Genomic DNA, 22,607 nt, shown 5'->3' with positions numbered 1-22,607 from the left:
GCCCCCGGATATCAGTTTCCGTACTGCTTGGTCTCCGGCCACTCGATCAGCAGCACGTGCGCGGGCTGCTCGGCCACCGGCCGATGCTGGACCCCCTTGGGCACCACGAAGATATCGCCGCGCCGCAGCGTCACCGGATCGCGATCGCCGAGCTCGATCCGGAATTCCCCGTCCCAGCACAGGAACAGCTCGTCCTCGTCGTGGTGATGCCAGGGGAATTCGCCGTGCAGCCGGGCGGCGCGCACCACGGTGTCATTGGCGAGGGCGAGATCCTGCGGCTGCCAGGGGCCGGGCAGTGCGGCGACGGTATCGGTGATGGAAACCTTGCTCATGGATTCATCGTCGCCAACCTGAGCTCGCCATCCCAGAGCCAATCCGGCAGAATTGGTCCCGATATGGAGCCAATTGAATTGGCCGATCGACTCGGCCGCTGGTCGGCGGGTCGCGGCCCGCTGTACGTGCTGCTGTCCGCCCGCCTGCGCACCCTGATCGACGAGGGCGAACTGCCACCCGGCACCGGGCTCCCCCCGGATCGCGCCCTGGCCAAAACCCTTGCGGTGGGCCGCAATACGGTGGTCGCCGCCTACGATCTGCTCACCGTCGAAGGCCGCGTGGTGCGCCGCCGGGGCAGCGGCACCCGGGTCGCCGGACCCGAATCCGCGCCGGTGCGCGACACCACCCACTCCCCCGCCTTCCTGCAACTCCTCGAACCCGACAGCGGCATCATCGCCCTGGCCTGCGCGGCGCCCGGCACGCCCTCGCCCGAGGTGGCCGAGGCCTATCAGCGCATGGTCCCCGACCTGGCCGCCCTCGACGGCGATATCGGCTACCACCCCGCCGGACATCCCTTGCTGCGCAGGGCGATCGCCGATCGCTACCGTTCCCGCGGCGTCCCCACCGACCCGGCGCAGATCCTCATCACCGGCGGCGGCCAGCAGGCCCTGTCCCTCATCGCCCACGCCTTCCTGCGCCCCGGCGACCGCGTCCTTGTCGAAACCCCCACCTATCCAGGCGCACTGGAAACCTTCCGCGACGCCGCCGCGATCCCCGTCCCCGCCCCCATCGGCCTGGGCAAGATCGCCCCTGCCGCCCTCGCCTACGTCGTCGCCACCCACCACAACCCCACCGGCGCAATACTTCCCGCCGCCCACCGCCGCGCCCTGGTCAAATCCGCCGCAGCCGCCGGAACCCCCCCCTGATCGACGACGAAGTCCTGGCCGAACTGCCCTTCCCCGGCACCCCCGCGCCCCCACCCCTGGCCGCCTACAACGACGACATCATCTCCATCGGCTCCCTGAGCAAAATCATCTGGGGCGGAATGCGAGTCGGCTGGGTCCGCGCCCTCATCCCCGTCATCGACCGCCTGGCCCGCCTCCGCGCCGTCCACGACCTCGGCGGCAACATCCCCGCCCAACTGGCCGCCGCCCACCTGTTCCCCCCCCCCACCCCCCCACCTCGACACCATCCGCGACCGCATCTCCCACCAGCGCAAAGCAGCCCACGACCTCCTACACGCCGACCTCACCCGCCTCATCCCCACCTGGACCATCCCCAAAGTCCCCGGCGGCCAAACCCTCTGGATCCGCCTCCCCCACGGCGACGGCACCTCCTTCGCCCAACGCGCCCTCCGCCACGGCATAGCCCTCCTCCCCGGCGCGGGCCTCGACCCCTCCGGCAACAGCCACGACCACATCCGCCTCAGCTTCGTAGCCCCCGAAGAAGACCTCCGCAAAACCGCCCACCGCCTAGCCGAAGCCTGGCGAACCTACGACCCGCCCGCCCACCCTCTCCCAGGCTCACCGCCCCTCGCTGTCTGAGCACTACACTCGGACGATGTCGGCCCCGTCAGCGACGAATCGCGCGGATCGTTCCGATGCGCGGATCGTTAACGGCCACCGGCCTGCCGTACGGTGCGACGAGGTCGTCCCAGCTGTGGAATTCGGTGCTCCAGCCGATATCCGTGAGCCACTGCTCGGCGTCGGGGCCGAGGCCGCCCGGGGAACGCGGTGGTGCGGCATCGCCCGACACCATGCGGCGCAGTTCGACGTACGGGGCGCTGTCCGTGTCGACCGCGAACCGGCCGAATCCGAAACGGCTTCCCGGCGCTGCGATTTCGGTGATCTTCTCGACCACGCCGCGGGCATCCTCGTCCAGGTAACCCAGCACGCCCTCATCGATCCAGTGGGCGGGCTCCTCGAACCGGAAACCATTCGCCACCAACTCTTTCGGCCAGTCAGCACGCAGATCGGCCGCGATGACCCGGCGCTCACAGCGCGGCGCCGCACCGGCCTGCGCCAGGACCGGTTCCTTGAACGCGAACAACTCCGGCAGGTCGATCTCGAACAGCCGCACGCCTTCCGGCCATTCCATCCGGAAGGCGCGGGTATCCAATCCGGCGCCGATGAGAACGATGTGGCGGCAGCCCGCGGCGAGTGCGGCTCGGACCGAGTCGTCGACGAGCCGCACACCGACGCTGCGGCCCTCGTAGAACTGGTCCGCCAGCGCTTCCAGTCGTTCCCAGCGCGCCGGATCGAAGCTGCGCGCGGCGGCATCGGCGAATACGCGCGCCAGCGGGTCGTCGTAGAGCCGGTCGGGGCGATCGGATTCGCGCGCTCGGATCACGGCCACGCCGATGGCGGTCATGGCCACTCCGGCGATGGGTGCTTGCGGGTGGGTTCCGGTCATCGATTGCTCCCCGTTCGAGTCCGCTCCGGCCCGGTGGCTCTCCGAGCCGCAATCGACGGTAGACCCAATTCGTGAGCAAACGTAAGGATTTGCCGGATTCTCAGTCGAACGTGAGGGATTCGGGTTCGTCGGCGTAGGCGTGGGCGGTTTCGGAGGCCAGGGTCAGGGCTTTGCGGGCCCAGGACAGCGGGGCGCCCGAGAGGCCACAGGCCGGGGAGACGATGACTTGTTCGGCGAGCAGGCGGCGGCGGAAGCCGAGGCGATCCATCAGGCGCACACCGGGTTCGGCGATCTCGCGCCAGGTGAGCGGCTTGCTCGGCGCGGTCGTCGGCACCAGGCCCAGGGCCAGATACTTTCCGTCGTCGAGCAATTCGCCGATGCGGTCGAGGTCGGCGGTGGCGATGGTCGCCATATCGAAGCCGACCGCGGCGGCGGCGCTCTTGCGGAGGAAGCCGAGGGCCGGGGGTGCGGCGCAGGTGTGGACCAGGACCGGTCCGGGCTGGGCGGTGACGACCGTGTCGAGGACGTGCAGGGCCTCGGGTTCGGGCATGGCGCGCACCGTGTTCAGGACGCTGACCCCGCGCAGAGAGCCGTCGAGGATCGCGGTCAGCAAGGGTTCGTCCAACTGCACCAGCACATCCGCGCCGAGGCGCTTGCCGAGTTCTGCGGCATGATTGGCGAGCCCCTCCGCGAGGGATTCCGAAAGATCGCGCAGCGCACCGGAATCGGTGATCACACGGTGCCCGAGCGGCAGCTCCACCTCGGCGGCGAGGGAAAGCGGGCCGATGGCCTGAAGTTTGACCGGTCGGCCGGATCCCGCGAAACCGGCCGTCTCCCAGGCTTCTTCGAGAGCGTCGAGATCGGTGCGCAGCAGGTCGTGGGAGCGGCGAGCCACCGCACCGGGCCGCACCGCGAGCCGGTAGCCGCGCGTAGTGCTGTCGAATCGCATATCGACGAGGAGCGCCGAGGCGCGCCCGACCATATCCGAACCCACACCGCGACCGGGCAATTCGACCAGGTGGGGCAACTCTCCCAGCTCGCCGACCACGGTGGCGGCTGCCTCCCGCGCATCGGTTCCGGGCCAGGACCCGACGCCGGTGGCGATCCCGCCCCGCAGCACGCCCGAACCCGCTCCGCCGTCACTCACTCACGCCACCTCGCATCGCACTCGCCATCGGACCACCCGCACCCGGCCGAATCTCCATCGTCCACAACCCCGGAGCACGCGCCACCGTCCGTCCGGCCGATCGTGCCGCGCAATCCGAAACAACGTCGACCGGGAAATGGTGGCGGGGCCTACTCGACCGATGCCGCCACCATTTCCCGGTGATCGTCTGTCCAGAAAGGTACGAGGGGTGGGTCACCGGGTGGGGTCGGCGGCGACGCCGGTCGCGTGCGCGTGGAGTTCGCGTTCGGTGCCGGAGATGGTGCCGCTGCCGAGGACTTCGTCGCCCGCCTCGTCGGGGCGGTAGAGGACCACGGCCTGGCCGCGGGCGACGCCGGTGAGGGGCTCGCGGAGGCGGACGACCAGGCCGTCGCCGACCGCTTCGGCGACCGCGGGGGCGGTGCCGCCGTGGGCGCGGACCTGGGCGATGCATTCGACGGGCTCGGTGGGGGTCACGCCGGAGGTCCAGATGGCGCGGTCGGCGAGGACCGTCCACACCTCGAGGTCCTTGGCGGAGCCGACGTGCACGGTGCCGGAGTCGGCGTCGATGCCGGTGACGTAGCGGGGCAGGCCGTCGGCGGCCGGGCCGGGCAGGCCGAGGCCCTTGCGCTGGCCGATGGTGAACTCGTGCACGCCCTTGTGGTCGCCGAGCTTGGTGCCGTCGGCGTCCACGACCGCACCCGGGCGAATGCCGATCTTCGCGCCCAGGAAGGCCTGGGTGTCGCCGGAGGGGATGAAGCAGATGTCGTGGGAGTCGGGCTTGTTCGCCACGGCCAGCCCGCGGGCGGCCGCCTCCTCGCGGATCTGCGGCTTGGGGGTGTCGCCGACCGGGAACATGGCGCGCTGCAACTGATCCGCGTTCAGGACCGCGAGCACGTAGGACTGGTCCTTGTCCGCGTCCCCGGCGCGGCGCAACACACCGTCCTCGAGGCGGGCGTAGTGCCCGGTGACGACGGCGTCGAAGCCCAGCGCAACGGCGCGGTCGGCCAGGGCCGAGAACTTGATCTTCTCGTTGCAGCGCAGGCACGGGTTGGGGGTCTCACCGGCGGCGTAGGCGGCGACGAAATCGTCGATCACGTCTTCCTTGAACCGGTCCGCGAAATCCCAGACATAGAACGGGATTCCGAGCACGTCGGCGGCGCGCCGGGCATCCCCCGCGTCCTCCTTGGAGCAGCAGCCGCGCGATCCCGTGCGCAGCGTGCCCGGGGTCGGCGACAGCGCCAGGTGCACGCCGACCACCTCGTGTCCGGCCTCCACGGCGCGGGCGGCCGCCACCGCGGAATCCACGCCACCACTCATCGCGGCAAGTACACGCATCTAGAAGCCTCCCTTCGCTCCGGCCAGTCCGGCCGCTTTCGCCCGCTCCACCACCTGCGGCAGCGCGGCCAGCAGGGCATCGATATCGGCGTCGGTCGAGTTGTGTCCCAATGAGAATCGCAGCGACCCGCGCGCCAGCCGCGGCTCCACGCCCATGGCCAGCAGCACATGGGAGGGTCCGGCGACACCGGCATTGCAGGCCGATCCGGTCGAGCATTCGATCCCGGCCGCATCCAGCAGCATGAGCAGCGAATCGCCTTCGCAGCCGGGGAACGTGAAGTGGGCGTTGCCCGGCAGCCGTCGCTCGCCGGTCACGCCATTGAGCACGGCATCGGGCACCAACGCCCGCACGCCGTCGATGAGCCGATCCCGCAGCCGGATCAATTCGGCTGTGCGCACGGGCAATCCGGCCACGGTCTCGCGCACGGCCGCGGCCAGTCCGATGGCCCCCGGCACATCCGAGGTCCCCGACCGCAGATCCCGCTCGTGCCCGCCGCCGTGCAGCAGCGGCACCGCCGCCACCTGCCGCCCCAACAGCAGCACGCCGACCCCGTGCGGCCCACCGACCTTGTGCCCCGCGAAACTGGCCGCCGCCAGCCCTCTCGCCCCGAAATCGATCGGCAGCTGCGCCGCCGCCTGCACCGCGTCACTGTGCATGGGCACATCGAATTCCTGTGCCACCGCCGCGAGTTCGTGAACGGGCTGCACCGTGCCGACCTCGTTATTGGCCCACATGATGCTCACCAGCGCGACCTCGTCCGCATACCGGGCCAGCGCCTCCCGCAGCGTCCCCGGCGAAACGACGCCCTCGGCATCGGCCTCCAGCCACGTGACCTTCGCGCCCTCGTGCTGCTCGAGCCACTCCACGGTATCGATCACCGCGTGATGCTCCACCGCACTGGCCAGAATCCGAGTCCGCCCCGGCTCCGCGTCCCGCCGCGCCCAGTAGATCCCCTTGACGGCGAGATTGTCGCTCTCGGTCCCCCCCGAAGTGAAAATAACCTCCGAAGGCCGCGCCCCCAGCCCCGCCGCAATCGACTCCCGAGCCTCCTCCAACGCCCGCCGCGCAGCCCGCCCCGACCCATGCAGCGAAGACGCATTCCCCGCCGTCCCCAAGGCAGCACACATCGCCTCGACGGCGACCGGGAACATGGGTGTCGTGGCCGCGTGATCGAGGTAGACCGTCTGGGCACCGACCGGACCCGGGAAAGCCGACTTCATGACCAGTAAAGGATAGCCGCCGCCGTCTCGCCGATATTCCCGCCGTACCCGCCCCCCCATCGAAAGCCCACTTCCCGAGCACACAGCGACGCGACCGACCCAATCTCTTCCGTATGCTGATGCACGATCCCGGCGCGGGTGCGGTTCACCGTTGGCGCCCAGGATTCGGCGAGGCGGCCGCGCAGACCACCGCCAGTGCCCGGGATGGCCGGGGCGGGTCAGGCGATGCGGACGCCGCTGTCGAGGTCGCCGTCCAGGAGGGCGGCGCCCAGGGTGGTGAGGTGGTGGCGCATGGTGTTGCGGTGGCGGAGGCTGGCGATCAGGCCCGCTTCGCGGAGGATCGAGGCGTGTTCGCTGGCGGTGGCGCCGGAGACGCCGAGGCGGCGGGCCAGTTCGGTGGTGGTGCAGCCGTCGGCGATGGTTTGCAGGGCGGCGGCGCGGGTGCGGCCGAGGAGGGCGTTGAGGGCGTCGTTGGGGGCGCGCGGGCCCCAGGCGGCGGCGAAATCGCCGATATTGCGCAGGGCGGGGACGATCAGGTTCACGGGCGGATCCGGATCGACCGATGATTCCAGGAGGATCGGCTCGGGCCCCACGAACAGGGAAGGCACGATCACCAGGCCGCGGCCGCGCAGGTGCAGATCGCGGCAGATGCGCGGTTTGTGGATCTCGAGAACCGGGGCACGCCAGCGGACATGCGGGGTGAGGGCCGCGAAGAGGGCCTCCACTCCTTCGTTGGCCATAGTTCGAGCCCAGCGCTCGGCGGTCACCTCGAGGAAGGAGTGGATGTGCGCCCAGCGGCCGTCGAAGGCGACCGTGTGGAACGACTCCACGGCCGCAGCGACCATGCCGAGTGCGGCGCCGTCGCGGTCCGGAATATTCGCGGCCCAGGCGGGAATCGGGCCGCGGCCCAGTTCCCGTTGTTTGTCGACCGCGCATTGGATTTCGCGGCGCAACTCGTCGCGGGACGCCAGCCGCAGGGCGGTGATGCCCTCGGACATGGTTCGCGCGCCGCGGGTCGGAGTGATGAGATCGACGAAGCAGTCGTCGGGATGGATGAGATCGGCCAGCACGCCGAAGTCGGCCGGGAGGACGCGCCGCACCGAGCCCGCCCAGCCGTCGAACACCGCCAGGCCGTTGCGCCGGACCGCTCGGGTCGCCATGATCGTCTCGCCGAGCGCCCCGAGCGGCGCGCCGATCCGGACGCGCAGCAAATCGTCGGTGGTGAGATGGACCTGCTTCACGATCTCCCCCGTCCCGCCGAAAACCGGTAGCGCCCAAGGCTACCCCGGCTCATCGCGCGCCGCGCCCGTGCGCCGCGGTCAGAGGATCCAGCCGCATCAACGTGTCCTGCACCGATCTCCGCGGAATCCGACGCGTCGGCTCCGTGCGGCCTTGCTCCCGGCCCCGTACCCCAGCCACCGCCCCGCTCACTGCCTCGGCCAGCCGGGTCAGTACCGCGCCGGGCTGGGCACCGCGCTGGGCAACCACTCCGTTCATGCTGTGCTACCTCCTCTTTCGCTCCCGCCGCCGAGCGTAGGAAGAGGTAACGCGCCACCGCATCAACGTTAGGCTGTGGCCTAAACATCCGGGTGGCGGAGGCGATCAGCGGGTCGGCCGGGCGAGCCGCCCGGTTTCGAGATGGGCGATATCGCCGCCGGTGTCCAGTGCCGCGTCGAGCAGCCGGGCGAGCGAGGTGCCGTAGACCGGGACTTCGCTGGGCGGTTCACTCAGGCGGTAGGTCGTCCGCGCGGGGAACGAGCCGGGCTGCTCGGCCTCCTCGAGGCGGCAGACGATCCAGTGGGTGGTCTGGGTGTGGAAGTCGAAATGGTCGACCGCCGCGATGCTGCGTCCGTCCGGGAGATCGATCATGGTCACGATCGTGTCGTGGTCGGCGCCGAAGTAGGCGGTGCGGCGTTCGGCGGAAGGGACTATTCGCCAGGCGCCGTCGAAGAGGGTCGCGGCGCCGATTCTGCGGTAGAGGGCGATGACATCGGCGCAGGCGGCCTCGTGGAGCAGATCGTGCTCGTTCGGCTGCGGCGGGCTCGCGTCGTGCTCGCGGATGATGCGATCGATCACATCGTCGATCTCGACGGCCGCCGCGGTGAGATGCCAGCCCGCGATCGGGCGCAGCGCGCCGTCGTCGTCTTGTGCGATCCCCACCAGACCGGCATGCAGCGCGACCGCGGTGGCGACGCCGCGCACCCGGTCGTCGACTCGGACGGTGACGCGCGACAGGGTGGCGGGCACACTGTCGCTGCGGATGCCCGGACCGTGGTAGTCCCAGCCGTCGACGGTGATATCGCGGGGTTCGTCGATCGGCAACTCCAGCAACGGATTCGGGCGCTCGATCGTGCCCGTGGCGCGCAGGTACGGATAGAACCGGGCGATCCAGCCGGTGATCACCTCGCCGCCGTAGGCGTCGACCGGGTTGTAGATGCGTTGCCAGAACGCGGTATCCACATCACCGGCGGCGGCGCGGACGAATTGATCGGCAATGGGCGCCAGCGAACGACGCCAGGATTCCAATCCGAGTTCGGTGAGAGTGTCGATCCGCGCGCGGATCTTCCGCCAGTCCTCCACCGTTCCGGTCAGCGTGATCGCCGGGATGCCGCACACGCACACCAGCAGATAGGAGAAGTACGGCGAGTACGCGTCGAGCGCCACGACACGCCCCGCCATGCCCTCGATCTCGGTGCTGGTGGAGAAGTCGCAGTCGAACAGATCGGTGGACCGGGCCTCGGCCTCCAGCAGCTTGTGGAACATCCCCACCAGTTGCTGCCACGATTCCGAATCCTGCGGCATCGGCCCGTCAACGGTCACGGCGAGCGTTTTGCGACCGGAATGATCCACCAGATCGGCCCGCAATTCCGTTGCGCGCAAACGAATATTCTGTGCGACTCCCTGGATGATGGTCAGCCACACGGCATCCGGGGTCAGCACCAGCGGACGATGATCGGCGAACGCGCGCCCGACCGCGCTCAGCAACGGGTGCACGCCATCCGGGACCAGCACCGGCATGGTCGGATCGCCACCGATCGCCAACGCCTCCCCGTACAGCTCGCCGATCGGCTGGACGGGCAGGGCATCGACTGCGGGGGTTACGTCGTCCACCCCGAAAACCACCATCGCGCGATCCTATGCCGCCCGGAAAATCCGGGCACCACAATAAATCTAGATAAGTTAGTGCACCCTAAGTTAAGGTGCTGGGGTGGGTGAAACGGTATCGCTGGGAGCGATCCAAGAAACGCTGTTGATTCCGCTCTATGGCCGGGCACAGGATGCGCGGCGTCGATCGAGTGTCCTGGCCGATCGCAAGGCGATCGAACTCGTGGAATCGATCGACTACGACTTCGCGAAGTTCCGGGGGCCGTCCCTGTCCGGCTCGGTGCTGCGCGCCTCCATCTTCGACGAGTACGTGCGCGGGTTCCTCCGGGAGCATCCGGACGGGACGGTGGTGGATCTCGGGTGCGGCCTGTCCACCCGGTTCCACCGGCTCGACAACGGGCAAGTGAGCTGGATCGATCTCGATGTCGAGGACACCATGGCGCTGCGCCGCCGCTTCTTCGACGACGGCGACCGGTACACCATGATCGCGGGCTCCATTCTCGAAACAGACTGGTTCGCACGGGTGAAGAAGAATCCGGGCCCGATTTTCCTCATGAGCGAGGCCGTCCTGCTCTACTTCCCCGAGGACCAGGTCCACACCACCGTCCGGCAGATCGCGACGGCCTTCCCGGACACGCCCCTGGCCCTCGACACGGGCGGCAGCCTGATGATGAACGGCCAGGAACGCAATCCGGTCTTCAAAGCGGTCTCCGCCCGCATGAAATGGACCTGCGACAACCCGGCCACCCTCGAACAGCACGGCCTGCGCCTACGCGAATCCCGCTCCTTCGCCAACCCGCAGCCGTCCGTCGCCCGCACCTGGCCGCTCCGCTACCGCTTCGCCATGCGGGCCTTCGGCCGGACCGGCCCGGTGACCACCTACAAGATGAACCTCTTCACCACCGAATCGGCTTGAGCCGGAACCGTAATCGACTCGCGCGGCGCCGGGCGGCGGACCTACACTGCGGCCATGTGCATCTACCCCAGTACGGCGCACCGGGTGTGTGTGGACTGCCGGGTGTCCTACAAACGTCCGACCCGGCGTTACGGGCCGGACCTCTGCTTGCGATGCCATGCCGAACTCATCTATGCCGGTGCGCATCTGGCGGTTCCCAGGAAGTCCGACAAGGCGGGCTGGCGGGTGCTCGAGACGGTGCTGCGCTCCGGGCTGACATTCCGCGGCGGCTGCTGCGGGACCGGTCCGGGCTACCGCCCCCGCACCAATCGTGAAGTGCGGGAACGGATGAACCTCGCCGAGCGCACCGGCATACCACTGGACCAGGCCCTGGCGCTGCGCGATCCCGAACTCGCCGCTACACCCGGGACGGGAGTTCCGCGGGCTGCGTCGCGCCGAGAACCGTTGCGGTGAAAGCGGCCTGCTCCGCGAGCCGCTCCTGCGCCAGGGTGTGGATGACGCCGGTGAAGGCGCGATCCACGCTGTCGCCGTAGACGGCCCGCTCGCAGCGGCGGGCCAGTTCGCGGCGATCGGTGCCGGGTTCCTCGAGGGGTTGCAGGGCGATTTCCGCGACGACGCCCTTCGAGCGGAGGACGCGGCGGAAGGAATCGGCCATGGTGTCGATGCCGACGAAACCGGGGACGGTGGATCGTTCGCCCGCGGCGTCCAGGTAGCGCAGGCGGATCGGCTGCACCGGGACGCCGGTGTCGACGGCGGCCTGGAACAGGGCCGGACGGAGGGTGCTGTGGGCGCGGCCGCACCAGGTGGTGCCCTCGGGGAAGATACCGATGCGGTCCCCCGCGGTCAGGCGGGCGGCTATGCGGCCGACGACATCGGGGAGGGCGCGCAGGCGTTCCCGTTCGATGGGGATGACGCGCACCCGGCGGGCGACATTGCCGAGCACCGGCCAGTCGACCATATCGGCGCGGGCGACGAAGCTGAGTGGCTCCACCGCGGTGAGGGCAATGATGTCGGTCCAGCCGATGTGGCTGGACACCACCAGGACACCGCGGTTCTCCGACGACGACGCGGGCCCCTCAACGGCTCCCTGCGCGGTCGGCTCGACCTCGCGATTGTCCACAATGCGGACGCGAATACCGCAGCAGAACAACAGGCTTCGGGCATAGCGGCTGTGCAGCTTCGGACGCCAGCGGCGCGGGGTCGCGATGTAGGCGAAAGGGAAGGAGATCAGGACGGCGCCGATACCGGCAATGCGGGCGGCGACCCGCAATCTGCCTGCCTCAGGCGCGATTTCGACGCATTCGGGAGTGCAGGGACTACTCGGCATCCAGGCGTGGGCGGTGGGCGGGGCGGGCGGGCAGTCCATCGCACCCGAGCCCGGAGAAAGGAAGGCGGGCATCATCATTCATCACCGGGCATCCAGGCTGTTGGCCGCGCTCTGCAAGCGCTCCAGGTAGCGGGTGTTGACGGTCGACAGGCCCAGCAGGGCGACGAAGTCGGCGACGGCGAAGTCCGGATCGTGGGCGGGTTCGCCGCAGATCTGGGCATTGAGCCGCAGGTAGCCGCTCAGCAGCGGCGGCAGCTTGGGGCGGGCCGGGGGTTCCAGCTCGTCGAGGGTACGGCCGTCGACCACCACCGGGTTGTACGGGCGCACGTACCGATCGGCTTCCAGCGCATGCTTTTTCAGCACCAGATCGCGCACGCCGCGCACATTCGCGCCGGGCTGGTCTTCAGGCGTCATCCGCATGGGCACCGAGACGCAGCCCATGACCCATTCGTAGCCGGTCAGCTGGATGTAGTGCAGGATGCCCGCCCACATGAGGGTGAGCACCGAGCCGTTGCGGTGATCGGGCACCACGCAGGCGCGGCCCATCTCCACAATGCGGTGGCCGCCGGGATCCAGTGCGGTGAGATCGAATTCGGTGGCGGAGTAGTAGCCACCGGCGGCGGCCACCTTGTCCGGGGGCAGCATGCGGTAGCAGCCGACGAACTGATCGGTCAGCTCGTCGCGGACCAGCAGGTGGTCACAGTGGTCGTCGAAACGGTCGGCATCCAGGCCGGTACCGTTGTCGGGGATGGTGAATCCCGGTTCGGCGGCGAAAACCTGGTAGCGCAACCGCTGCGCCGCCTCGCGATGCTCGGCATCGGAGGAGACGACCAGGGAATACTGGGACCGGCCCGGGCTGCGGGGCGGTTCCGGAGCGACATATGACGCGGGTGCGAGCAGGTTGGAATTCGACGCTGCCATGGTGGTCATACGGTTGATCAAGCCAGCCCGAAACTGCGCCGGAGCAACTCGCAGATGGCCTTCCGATGCCAGTCCGGTGAACGCGACACAGACCGCACCCGGCGTTCATCCGAGCGCTTCTAAAAGTTCTCTACCAGGACAAACGCCCGTATCCCGGCGGGGTACGACCCCGACCGCGCAGGCCCGCGCGAGCCATCGGCTACCGATGGAGATCGCAAGATTACGGCATCGCCGTGCAGGCCTGCACGCCGGGTCGCGCACCGAAAACGGCGTCATTTCCGGAACAACAGTGCGGTATAGCCGAATTCGTGCCAGAGATAGCCGGAGCCGAGCGCGGCCCGATACGCCTCCCGCACCACCCCGCCCCCGGCAACCGCTTCGAGCAGTTGTAGATGGGAGGCCCCCGGCGCATGCCAGCCGGTAATGATCCCGTCGACGGCGCGGGCCGGACGCCCCGGATGCAGCACGTGTTCGGTCCAGCCGGAAGCGGCGTGCACCAGGCCGTCGGCATCGACCGCCGATTCCAGCGCCCGCGTCACCGTGGTGCCGACCGCCACCACCCCGCCCGCCCATCGCATGCGTGGCATTCACCAGCCGGGCCGTCACCTCCGGTACCGCGAATCGCTCCGGGCTCGGCGGCTCGCCCGTCTCGGGCGAGGACACCCCGGTGTGCAGGGTGATCGGCGCTAGTCCGATGCCGCTCGCGACCAGCTCCGTCACCAGCGCCTCCGTGAACGGCCGTCCGGCACTGGGCATTTCCGCGCTGCCGGGTTCGCGCCCGAACACGGTGCGATAATAGGAGGCCGACCACCGCTCGGAAACATAGGAATACGTGATGGGGCGACCGTGCCGGGCCAACAGTCCGGGCACGTCGATCTCGATGTCGGCGACCCACAGCCGATCCCCGCCCGGCAGCCACGGATGCCGCAGGACCGCCGCGGAGTCCTCCGGAGGCCGCACCCGCGCACCGGCTTCCGGCGGCTCGCCCGCCCAGGGCGTGCCCGCGGGATCACGCAGCTCGAGCACCCATCCCCCGTCGTCGAGCCGGGTCGAGAAGTGCACCACCGCGTCCGCGCCGCCGAACCGGGCATCCACCGCCGCGTCGACCATGGCCGAATTATTGACCACCACAAGGTCTCCCGACCGCAGGAACGACGGCAGCTCCCGGAAGCGCGCATGGGTGAGCACGCCCCGGTCGCCCACCAGCAGCCGCACGTCGTCGCGCGCCAGCCCCCGGGCCTCCGGCGGGCTGGTCGCGGAAAGAGCTTCGGGTAGCGTGAAGTCGAGACGATCCAGCTCGACGGTCATGACGCCACCGGCAGTTCCGACGCGAGGTACCGTCCGCTCGGCGGCCGTGTCTCGAGCAGGTGCAGCAGTGCGGGCACAACGGTTTCCGGCTCCGGCCGGTCGGAGATGTCCTCGCACGGGAAGGCCGCCTGATGCATCTCGGTCCGCATATCTCCGGGATCGAAGCTGTAGATCCGCAATCCGGGATTCTCTGCGCCCAGCACATTGGTGAGCTGATCGAGAGCGGCCTTGGACGCCCCGTACCCGCCCCAGCCCTCGTAGGCGCCCAGCGCCGCATCGGAACTGATATTCACCACGATGCCGTCCGCGGCGCGCAGCGCGGGCAGCGTGCGCTGAAGCACCTCCAGCGGCGGCAGCGGGCTGGGCCCGAGCGCACTGGCATTGTTGATCACCAGATCCAGCCGCCCGGAGCCGACCGCCCGCGCGATCTCGTCCCGGTGCGCCGGATCCGCGATATCCCCCGCCAGCGCGTGCGCGCCGGTCTCGGCCCGGACCTTTTCCAACCGCTCGGCCCCGCGCGCCGTAATGATCAGCTCCCAGCCCCGCTCGGCCAGGGCCAGCGCGACCGCGCGTCCGAATCCGGCGGACGCTCCGGTGATCAGTGCTCTTCTGTTCTCCGACATACCGCCATCGTGAAACCTCAACCTCTGTTGAAGTCAAGGATCCGCTCTTAGGCGTTCTCCCGGGCGAAACTGCGAGCCCCGATCACCATGAGCGCCACCGCGACCACCAGCGTGACCACCGTCCCGACAATGGCCTCGGACGCCCCGAAGTCCCCGCGGAACAGCGCGCGGGCCGCATCCACGGTGTGCGAGAACGGATTCGCCTTGGCCAGGTTCTGCAACCAGGTCGGCCCCACGCTCATGGGCAGCAGGATGCCGGACAGCAGCATGACCGGCACCGCCACCGAGTTCAGCACCGACGCCAGGGTCGACTCCGTCTTCGCCCACAACCCCAGCGCATACGAGGCCGCCGCCAGCCCGGACCCCATGACCGCGATCAACAGCACCGACAGCAGCAGTCCGAGCGCGTTCACCCGCAACTCGAAGGCCACCACGGCCAGGCCCACCAGCAGCAGCGCCTGCACGATCAGCGTGACCATATCCTTGAGCACCCGCCCCAGCAGCAGCGCCCCGCGCGCCGCGGGCGTGACCCGCTGCCGCTCGACCACACCCGAGCGCAGTTCGGCCACGATCCCGAATCCGGCGAACAGCGAACCGAACAGCGCGATCTGAATAATGAGCGCGGGCGTCAGGATCTGCCAGGGATCCGCGTTCGCGCCCAGCGACGGCGCGATGCCCTTCACCAGCGGCCCGAACAGGACGAGATACAGAATCGGCTGTGCGACACCGATGATCACCCACACCGGATTGCGCAATTGGGTGCGCAACTGCGCCCAGAAGATCAGCCCGGTATCGCGCAGGAATGTCATGATCGGTCCCCTTCCCGGAGCGAACGCCCGGTGAGCGTGAGGAATACATCGTCGAGACTGGGCCGCTTGACCGTGAGCGCACCGAGGGTGATGCCGCGCTCTGCGAGGGCGTGCAACAGCGGAACCACCGCCTGATCCCCGTGCTCGACGGTGAGGTGGACGAGCGTCTTCCCGGCATGGCCGTTGCCGGACTCCGCGGTGCGCATCCGTTGCCGGATCGGGAGCACCGATGCGGCGATTTCGATCGCGAGATCCGCACTGCCGTCCTCGATTTCGAGACTGATCACATCACCGGAGATGCGCCGTTTGAGCTCCTCCGGGGTCCCTTCGGCGACAATGCCGCCGTGGTCCATGACCAGGATCCGGTCGCACAGCGCATCGGCCTCCTCGAGGTAGTGAGTGGTGAGCACGACGGTCGTGCCTTCGTCGCGCAGCCGCCGGATGTGCTCCCACAGATTCGCTCGGCTCTGCGGATCCAATCCCGTAGTGGGCTCGTCCAAGTAGAGGAGCGAGGGCCGGTGCACCAGCCCGAGCGCGATATCGACGCGCCGCCGCTGGCCGCCGGAGAGCTGCCCGCATTTTCGCCGCCCCAGCCCTTCGAATTCGAGGGCCTTGGCCAGATCCCGCGCGCTCGCCACCGCCTCGGCCTTGGACAGCCCGAAAAGCCGTGCCTGCAGGATCAATTCGTCGTCGACGAGTTCGACCTCCGAGGTCGATCCCCCCTGCGGCACGTAACCGATGTGCGAGCGCACCGTCCGCGGTTCGGTCCGCAGATCCGCGCCCGCGACCGTGGCCTCCCCCGCGGTGGGCGCCAGCAGTGTGGAGATCATCCGCAAGGTGGTGGTCTTCCCCGCACCGTTGGGCCCGAGCAGCCCGATGATCTCACCGTCGTGCACATCGAAGTCGATACCGGTAACCGCTTGCACGGCACCGGCTTTGGTCTTGAAGGTCCGGGCCAGACCGCGGACCCGGATGACCGGGCCGAGGGTGTGGCCCGGCAGTCCCGCCGTTTCCACCCCTCAACGGTAGGAATTCCAGGCTTAATAATCAAGCTTGAATATTCTTAGGCGACCACTATCGGTCGAGCGCACCGCTCGCCCCCCGCGACCACACATCCAACTGCCCGGATTCGATGCGGTCCAGCGTTTTTCGCGACCAGTTCAGATCCGCCCGCACATGATCGGCGGCCAATCGGATGGCATCGGCGACCTGATACGGCTCGATCTCCATGGGATCGCCGCTGCCCGCGAGAATGCGCTGCTCATCGCGCTCCAGGAACACCAGATCCGATTCGAACTTCAGAATCCGGCTGCGCAGCGCCGCCACCACATCCGCGCGCGGCATATGCGGAAACAGCGCCACCGCAGTGTGATACGGATGCTTGGGCAGTTCGGCGGAGAACACTGCCTCGCGCAGCAGCTCGGCCAGCTCCTTGTCACCCTCCGAGGTCAGCCGGTACATGGTGCGCTCCGGCCGCGCCCCCGCCTGCCCCACGCCCTGCACCGAGATCAGCCCGTCCCGCTCCAGCGTCTTCAACGCCCCGTACACGGAACCGGGCTTGACAGTGGCCCATTCGTCGGCACGCCAGGACAGCAACTCGCGGCGCACATCGTAGCCGTGCACCGGTTGCAGTTGCCGGACCACGGCGAGCACCAGCAATCGGGTTGTGGGTACAGCCATAATTCGCAGGTTACAGCGGCGGAAAAGTACCCGTGAACAGCGGACGGGCCGCCCGGAAAAATTCCGGACGGCCCGTCGGGCGGCGCTCAGGCGGCGCGCCGCTGCTCCGGAATCGATGGCGCGGGCCGCTTTTCGACCTCCTGGAACCCGGGGCGGCCGGTGCCGATGAAGGCGACCGGCCACGAGAACACCGCCATGAAGCGGTTGCGGAAACCGACCAGGTAGAACAGGTGCACGGCCAGCCAGGTGAACCAGGCGATGACGCCGGTGAACTTGATGCTGTCGTTGATCTTGGTGACGGCACTGAAGCGGCTGATGACCGCCATGCTGCCCTTGTCCCAGTACTTGAACGGGGTGGCCGCCGCCTTCTTGCCGCGAATGATGTCGGCGACGTGGCGGCCCTCCTGCATGGCCACCGGCGACTGGCCCGGGTAGCCGTTGAGCGAGGTCATATCGCCGATGGCGTAGATATCGGCGTGCCCGCCCACGGTGCAGTCCGGATTGATGAGCAGCCGTCCGGCACGGTCGGTTTCGCACCCGGTGGCCTCGGCCAGCAGCTTGGCGAACCCGCCCGCCTGCACGCCCGCCGACCACACCACGGTCTCGGCGGCGATGCCGCGCTCGACGCCGTCCTTGCTCTTGACCGTCACCTTGCCGTGATCGATATCGGTGACGAAGGTGTCGAGCAGCACCTCGACGCCGCTCTTGGCGAGCGAGGTCTTGGCGTACTCCGACAGCCCACCGCCGAAGGGCGGCAGCACCGCGCCCGCGCCCTCGACCAGGGTCACCGAAACATCCTGGTGGTAATACCGTTTCGACAGCTCCTTGAGCTGACCCGCCACCTCGACGCCGGTGGCGCCCGCGCCGACCACCACGAAGCTCAGCAGCCGCTGCCGGGTCGCCGGATCGGCGTGCTTGGCGGCCTCGAAGACGCGCTCGATCTGCGCGCGCAGGCGCTTGGCATCGTCGATGGTCTTCAGCGAGAAGGTCTTGTCCGCGAAATCGTCGCGGCCGAAATAGGACTGGCTCGCGCCCGTGGCGGCGATGAGCGATCCGTATCGAATTCTGCGCGGCCCCTGGGGGGTTTCGTAGGTGAGCACCGCGGCGTCGGCGTCGATATCGACGACCTGCCCCAGGCGGGCCTCACCGTTCTTGTGATGACGAATGATATTGGCAATGGGCGGCGCGATCTCGTCCGAAGCCAGCACACCCGTCGCTACCTGATACAGCAGCGGCTGGAAGAGATGTTCGGGCGTGCTCGAGATGAGCACGTACCGGACCCCCGACTTGTTCAGCTGCTTCGCGGCGGCGACACCACCGAAGCCCGATCCGACGATGACGACATCAGCGGTTTCGATTCCCGCATCCACGTATTGCATGACAGCCTCCTTCTCTCATTACCAACCGTGATTCGAAGCGGGAATGTTCCAGGGGTCAGGGCGCATAATCTAGATGACTCTTATCTCGGTTGATCATGAATTGGAGAAGCCCGTGGAGCTGCGACCACTGGCCTACTTCGTGGCGGTCTGCGAGGAGCTCAGCTTCAGCCGCGCCGCCACCCGCTGCTTCATCTCGCAGTCGGCGATCAGTCATCAGATCGCGCGGCTCGAACGCGACCTCGGCGTGCCGCTGTTCGAACGGTCGACAAGATCAGTTGTGCCCACTGATGCGACCACTCGGCTACTTCCTCTTGCGAAGCAAATGCCGAGCCTGGAATCCGCCATTCGCGCAGCTGTACGGGCCTCCGGGCCGCGGATTCGCCTGGCCGCCAATATGAGCTTCGCAACAAGATCACTGTCGGCCATCGCCGGAGCGCGCGAGGCGCACCCGGGCGCGGAGATCGAATTCGTCATCAAGCCGTTCCGCCAGCGCATTCAAGCGGTGGCGGACGGGGACTGTGACCTTGCTCTCATTCGGGGCAGCGTGGATCAGCCCGGGCTGACCGTGGAGAAGCTCTGGGTCGAGGATCTGGTCATCGCGACCTCCACCGCGCACCCGCTCGCCGGGCGCGACGATGTCACCCTCACCGCGCTCGGGGCATACCCGTTGCTGCTGCCGCCGGAGACCGATCAGGTGCTGCTGCACAATGTCGTCCGCTCCGCCTTCGCCGATCTGCCGACCGGCCCGGCCTTCGGCCCGCCCATTCCGCCGGACCACACCGCCACCATGGAACTCATCAATCGGCCCGACGCCTGGACGATTCTCTATGCCGATTCGCAGACCGAGGGCATCGCGACGCTGCGGCTCACCGGACGGCATCCGCTACGGGTCCCCGTATCCGCGGTGTTGCGCAGCGATATTCGCAGTTCGCCCATCCTGACCACACTGCTCGCCGCCCTGCACTCGGCGTGATGGCGCGCCGCCGCCAACGCACATACGCTGGCATTCGTGAGCCAGGAGCACATGCGGGCCTCCGATGCCGACCGCCAGCAGATCGTCGACCGGCTGCGGGTGGCCATGGACGAGGGCAGGCTCGGACTGCACGAATTCGATGAACGACTCCAGCAGGTGTACGCCGCCAAGACCTACGGCGAGCTGGCGCCGATTCTGTCCGACCTACCGGCGCAACGGGTTCAGCCGGTCCGGCCGCAGGGGAAACCCAAGGGCCGGGTGCCGCAGTGGATCAAGATCATGTGGATTCCGTGGGTGTTCGTCAACGCCCTCATGGTGCTGATCTGGCTGGCCACCGGACTGGGCTACTTCTGGCCGTTCTGGGTGGCGGTGCCGTGGGGGCTGGCGCTGCTCATCCCGACCACCATCGGCATGGTGGTGGACGGGGACGACAAGCGGGTCGAGAAGGCGCGCGAGCAGCACGGCCACTGAAGCTCGGCGCGGCACGGCCACTGAGGCACGGTGCGGCACGACCACTGAGGCACGGTGCGGCCGCAGGCGGTCAGGCCAGCGCGGTTGCCACGGCCAGATGCAGGCGGAGGTCTTCGGGCTCTTCGTCTTCGAGGGCGTAGACGATTTCCTCCATGGCGCGCATGAACGCCCAGCCGCGGGCGCGATCGGCATCGACCTCCAGGGCCGCCGCGGTGCGTTCGACCACGGCGCGGGCGTGCTCCGGCGTCGGATCGCTCTGCACCTGGATCATGATGAGGAATCCGGCGTCGAAGGCCGCCTCGCCCAGGTACGCCTTGGGGTCGATGAGCAGCCACGGTTCCCGCTCCGCCGCAACGATATTGCCCAGATGGGTATCGCGATTGACCACCAGCAGCGGGCCGTCGGGCGTCGCGAGCCGGGCGCACCACCGAGCGGCCTGCTCGAACAGCGGGGCCGGAATCACCTGCGCGAGCTCGGGTTCCGGGTCGATGAACAGCCCGGTCCACTCCGCCACCATGTCGGCGGCGGGTGGCAGCGGCGGGTAATCGGCCGGGATGTCGAGCGGTTCACGGCGCAGCCGCCGGTACAACCGGCAGGCCTGCTCGATCTTGTCGATGTTCTCCGGTCGTCCTTCCAGACTCGGGAAGCCGGGCTGCTCGAGCAGCGGGTCGCCGGGGCGCGCCCATTCGAGGAGCATGGCCCCGCTGGCGGAATCGAATTCGTACAGGCGGACCGCGCCGTCGCCCTGATAGGCGAACAGGCCAGCGGCCTCACCGATGTTCTCCGGATCCACCACCGGGATCTTCAGCACCGCCACCGCACCGTCGGCACGCCGCACCGGGGCGACATAGGAGTGCGTGCCGCCGCCGAACGCCGCGCCGGTCACCTCTAGACCCCATGCCGCACAACGCTCTTCGATCACTCGCGGGAGATCAGCGAGCCACTGCTCACCTCGCTCTTCGAAAATGTCTCTGATGTTCTCGGCGACGTCGACGGGCAACAAGGTCATGTTCCCAGCATGGCATCAGCCGGGATCGGCGGGCGCGGGGGTCTCGTGCACCGTGCGCCATTGACAGGTGCGACCGTCGGTGACCAGGACCGCGGTCACCCAGCGGGCGGTCCGGGTCTCGGCGAGGCTGTTCTCGGCGAGGAAGCGCACCACGATGAGATTGCCGCTGCGGGCGAGCTCGCGCACCTCGCGCACCTCGATCTCGAGGCCCGGTTGCAGGTTTCGGATCTCGAGGCCCGGTTGCAGGTTTCGCGCCGACCACAGACCCGCCAGCAGGGTTTCGCGATCCACCGCCTGACCTGTGGTCACCACCGAGGTGAATTCCTCGTCCAAGGCCCCGGAGATGCGGTCGAACACCTTGGGCAGCGCATCGGAACCCAGCCATTCGGCCAGATCCCAGTGCAGGGCGGCGACCACATCCGCCAGTTCGGGATTCATTGACATAGCGGCAATCTCGATCTCTGCGTCGGCCGGACCACCCTCACCGGTTTCCCCCGAATGCAAGCCCCCGGCCATTTCCCGGCCGCAGGTCACTCTATGCGCTCGGAGTCGCCCGGCGCGGAGAATCGAATCAGCACTCCCCCGCTCCCAGGGACCTCACAGCCGACGCCCAGCCGCCCGGGAGACTGCGCTCCTAGCGTTGCCGTCGACCGAATGATCCGACACAGGAGGGATCATGAGCCGATTGCGCGGCCACGACGACCGCGAGGTCCACGAGCACAACCTCGGGCTGGCCCACGACCTGGGCGTCATGTCCCGCCGCCGGGCGCTGCGCTTCTTCGGCGCGGCGGGTGTGGCGGCCGGTGGTGCGGCGCTGGTCGCGTGCACGACCGAGGGAACGACCACCGCATCCACCACCGCCGCGAGCACGACGACAACGACCACCGGGACGGTGGCGGAGACGCCGGGCGAGACGGCGGGGCCGTATCCCGGCGACGGCTCCAACGGGCCCAATGCGCTCATCGAATCCGGCGTGGTGCGGGAGGACATCACCACCAGTTTCGGGGCGTATTCCGGTGTCGCCGAAGGCGTTCCCGCCACCATCGAACTGGATCTGCGCGACCTCACCAACGACGGCGCGGCGGGTGCGAATATGGCCGTCTACCTGTGGCATTGCGACCGCGACGGCAAGTACTCGCTCTACAGCAGCGGTATCCAGGACCAGAACTACCTGCGCGGAGTCCAGGTCGCCGATTCCTCCGGCAAGGTGAAGTTCACGTCGATCTTCCCCGCCTGCTATGACGGGCGCTGGCCGCATATCCACTTCGAGGTCTACGACTCCCTCGCGGTGGCGGTCGCCGGATCCGACGCCCGCCTCACCTCGCAGATCGCTCTCCCCCAGAATGTCTGCGACCAGGTCTACGCCTACGATTCCGCCTACTCCCAGAGCGTTTCGAACCTGTCGCGAGTATCCCTGTCCTCCGACAACGTCTTCGGCGACGGCTGGGACGCCGAACTCGCCACTGCCACCGGCACTCCCGCGCAGGGGTTGAACATCGCGCTCACCATCGGGGTGGGCGACGGTTCATCCTCAGGGTCGGGCGGTGGGGCTCCGAGCGGCGGATCCCCCGGCGGCGGTGCTCCAGGCAGCGGCGCACCAGGCGCAGGCGGCAATCCACCGAGCGGCGGGCCCGGCGGCGGAACTCCGCCCGCACGCTGACGTCACGGCAGATCCGAGAGGTTGCGCCCTGTAGAGAT

Annotated in this window: 23 protein-coding genes and 1 pseudogene; 6 read left to right on the top strand and 18 right to left on the bottom strand. The window is 68.7% G+C overall.

Annotation, left to right across the window (positions count from 1 at the left end; translation table 11 throughout):
• Positions 1-11 precede the first annotated feature (11 nt).
• Complete coding sequence (locus NC4_RS29260; RefSeq protein ID WP_067544582.1) at positions 12-332, bottom strand: cupin domain-containing protein; 321 nt, start codon at positions 330-332, stop codon at positions 12-14.
• Positions 333-410: 78 nt separating this feature from the next.
• Between NC4_RS29260 and NC4_RS41855 the strand changes: the two genes are divergently transcribed.
• Entirely contained in the window at positions 411-1,199 is a 789-nt protein-coding gene (locus tag NC4_RS41855; protein ID WP_218021319.1) for an aminotransferase-like domain-containing protein, read from the top strand.
• Between the two features lie 646 nt (positions 1,200-1,845).
• Here NC4_RS41855 and NC4_RS29250 read toward each other — a convergent pair.
• The 6 genes from NC4_RS29250 to NC4_RS29225 form a co-directional block, all read right to left on the bottom strand.
• The gene (locus tag NC4_RS29250; RefSeq protein WP_067544580.1) at positions 1,846-2,685 is read right to left on the bottom strand and encodes an SAM-dependent methyltransferase; all 840 of its coding nucleotides are present in this window, start codon (positions 2,683-2,685) and stop codon (positions 1,846-1,848) included.
• Positions 2,686-2,785: 100 nt separating this feature from the next.
• Complete coding sequence (locus NC4_RS29245; protein ID WP_245721996.1) at positions 2,786-3,832, bottom strand: methionine synthase; 1,047 nt, start codon at positions 3,830-3,832, stop codon at positions 2,786-2,788.
• A 213-nt stretch (positions 3,833-4,045) separates the two neighbouring features.
• Positions 4,046-5,167: a tRNA 2-thiouridine(34) synthase MnmA gene (gene mnmA / locus NC4_RS29240; RefSeq protein ID WP_067544578.1), complete on the bottom strand. Its 1,122-nt coding sequence runs from the start codon at positions 5,165-5,167 to the stop codon at positions 4,046-4,048.
• A complete protein-coding gene (locus NC4_RS29235; protein WP_067544576.1) occupies positions 5,168-6,388 on the bottom strand; it encodes a cysteine desulfurase family protein in 1,221 nt (406 codons plus the stop codon).
• Positions 6,389-6,606: 218 nt separating this feature from the next.
• The gene (locus NC4_RS29230) at positions 6,607-7,629 is read right to left on the bottom strand and encodes a winged helix-turn-helix domain-containing protein (RefSeq protein WP_067544574.1); all 1,023 of its coding nucleotides are present in this window, start codon (positions 7,627-7,629) and stop codon (positions 6,607-6,609) included.
• 361 nt (positions 7,630-7,990) lie between these two features.
• A complete protein-coding gene (locus tag NC4_RS29225; RefSeq protein ID WP_067544572.1) occupies positions 7,991-9,514 on the bottom strand; it encodes a DUF4419 domain-containing protein in 1,524 nt (507 codons plus the stop codon).
• 82 nt (positions 9,515-9,596) lie between these two features.
• Between NC4_RS29225 and NC4_RS29220 the strand changes: the two genes are divergently transcribed.
• Both NC4_RS29220 and NC4_RS39460 read left to right on the top strand, forming a co-directional pair.
• Positions 9,597-10,409 carry a class I SAM-dependent methyltransferase gene (locus NC4_RS29220; RefSeq protein WP_067544562.1) on the top strand — a complete coding sequence of 271 codons (813 nt, stop codon included), beginning with the start codon at positions 9,597-9,599 and terminating at the stop codon, positions 10,407-10,409.
• A gap of 54 nt (positions 10,410-10,463) precedes the next feature.
• The gene (locus tag NC4_RS39460; RefSeq protein ID WP_084529881.1) at positions 10,464-10,862 is read left to right on the top strand and encodes a hypothetical protein; all 399 of its coding nucleotides are present in this window, start codon (positions 10,464-10,466) and stop codon (positions 10,860-10,862) included.
• Here NC4_RS39460 and NC4_RS29215 read toward each other — a convergent pair.
• The 9 genes and pseudogenes from NC4_RS29215 to NC4_RS29180 all read right to left on the bottom strand — a co-directional run bounded on the left by NC4_RS29215 (position 10,807) and on the right by NC4_RS29180 (position 18,456).
• Entirely contained in the window at positions 10,807-11,679 is an 873-nt protein-coding gene (locus NC4_RS29215; protein ID WP_067544560.1) for a lysophospholipid acyltransferase family protein, read from the bottom strand. The genes NC4_RS39460 and NC4_RS29215 overlap by 56 nt on opposite strands.
• A 138-nt stretch (positions 11,680-11,817) precedes the next feature.
• Entirely contained in the window at positions 11,818-12,666 is an 849-nt protein-coding gene (locus tag NC4_RS29210) for a GNAT family N-acetyltransferase (RefSeq protein ID WP_084529880.1), read from the bottom strand.
• A 263-nt stretch (positions 12,667-12,929) separates the two neighbouring features.
• The gene (locus tag NC4_RS45245; protein ID WP_439957567.1) at positions 12,930-13,244 is read right to left on the bottom strand and encodes an S-adenosylmethionine:tRNA ribosyltransferase-isomerase; all 315 of its coding nucleotides are present in this window, start codon (positions 13,242-13,244) and stop codon (positions 12,930-12,932) included.
• 40 nt (positions 13,245-13,284) lie between these two features.
• A pseudogene (locus tag NC4_RS29205) lies at positions 13,285-13,965 on the bottom strand (S-adenosylmethionine:tRNA ribosyltransferase-isomerase); the annotation flags it as partial.
• Positions 13,962-14,588: an SDR family NAD(P)-dependent oxidoreductase gene (locus NC4_RS29200; protein ID WP_067544558.1), complete on the bottom strand. Its 627-nt coding sequence runs from the start codon at positions 14,586-14,588 to the stop codon at positions 13,962-13,964. The gene NC4_RS29200 and the pseudogene NC4_RS29205, both read right to left, overlap by 4 nt.
• 47 nt (positions 14,589-14,635) lie before the next feature.
• Positions 14,636-15,397 (bottom strand): ABC transporter permease, encoded by a 762-nt coding sequence (locus tag NC4_RS29195; protein WP_067544556.1) that lies wholly within the window; start codon positions 15,395-15,397, stop codon positions 14,636-14,638.
• Positions 15,394-16,413 carry an ATP-binding cassette domain-containing protein gene (locus NC4_RS29190; protein WP_084529879.1) on the bottom strand — a complete coding sequence of 340 codons (1,020 nt, stop codon included), beginning with the start codon at positions 16,411-16,413 and terminating at the stop codon, positions 15,394-15,396. The genes NC4_RS29195 and NC4_RS29190 overlap by 4 nt, the downstream gene beginning before the upstream one ends.
• A 58-nt stretch (positions 16,414-16,471) precedes the next feature.
• A complete protein-coding gene (locus tag NC4_RS29185; RefSeq protein WP_084529878.1) occupies positions 16,472-17,077 on the bottom strand; it encodes a PadR family transcriptional regulator in 606 nt (201 codons plus the stop codon).
• A gap of 86 nt (positions 17,078-17,163) precedes the next feature.
• Positions 17,164-18,456, bottom strand: coding sequence for an NAD(P)/FAD-dependent oxidoreductase (locus tag NC4_RS29180; RefSeq protein ID WP_067544551.1), 1,293 nt, complete (start codon positions 18,454-18,456; stop codon positions 17,164-17,166).
• Positions 18,457-18,568: 112 nt separating this feature from the next.
• On the opposite strand from NC4_RS29180, the gene NC4_RS29175 reads away from it, so the two are divergent.
• On the top strand, positions 18,569-19,429 hold the full coding sequence (locus NC4_RS29175) for a LysR family transcriptional regulator (RefSeq protein ID WP_067544813.1): 861 nt from the start codon (positions 18,569-18,571) through the stop codon (positions 19,427-19,429).
• A gap of 36 nt (positions 19,430-19,465) precedes the next feature.
• Positions 19,466-19,900 (top strand): DUF1707 domain-containing protein, encoded by a 435-nt coding sequence (locus NC4_RS29170; RefSeq protein WP_067544549.1) that lies wholly within the window; start codon positions 19,466-19,468, stop codon positions 19,898-19,900.
• A gap of 70 nt (positions 19,901-19,970) precedes the next feature.
• Here the strand turns inward: NC4_RS29170 and NC4_RS29165 are convergent, their stop codons facing one another.
• Both NC4_RS29165 and NC4_RS29160 read right to left on the bottom strand, forming a co-directional pair.
• Entirely contained in the window at positions 19,971-20,909 is a 939-nt protein-coding gene (locus tag NC4_RS29165) for an aminoglycoside phosphotransferase family protein (RefSeq protein ID WP_067544547.1), read from the bottom strand.
• A gap of 15 nt (positions 20,910-20,924) precedes the next feature.
• On the bottom strand, positions 20,925-21,353 hold the full coding sequence (locus NC4_RS29160; protein ID WP_157555282.1) for a hypothetical protein: 429 nt from the start codon (positions 21,351-21,353) through the stop codon (positions 20,925-20,927).
• Positions 21,354-21,585: 232 nt separating this feature from the next.
• On the opposite strand from NC4_RS29160, the gene NC4_RS29155 reads away from it, so the two are divergent.
• The gene (locus NC4_RS29155) at positions 21,586-22,569 is read left to right on the top strand and encodes a dioxygenase family protein (RefSeq protein ID WP_067544545.1); all 984 of its coding nucleotides are present in this window, start codon (positions 21,586-21,588) and stop codon (positions 22,567-22,569) included.
• Positions 22,570-22,607 lie beyond the last annotated feature (38 nt).

The sequence above is a fragment of the Nocardia crassostreae genome (genome assembly GCF_001613405.1).
In the GTDB taxonomy this organism is placed as follows: Bacteria; Actinomycetota; Actinomycetes; order Mycobacteriales; family Mycobacteriaceae; genus Nocardia; species Nocardia crassostreae.
Note: the sequence above shows the minus strand (reverse complement) of the source record. Positions and strands in the feature narration are given on the sequence as shown.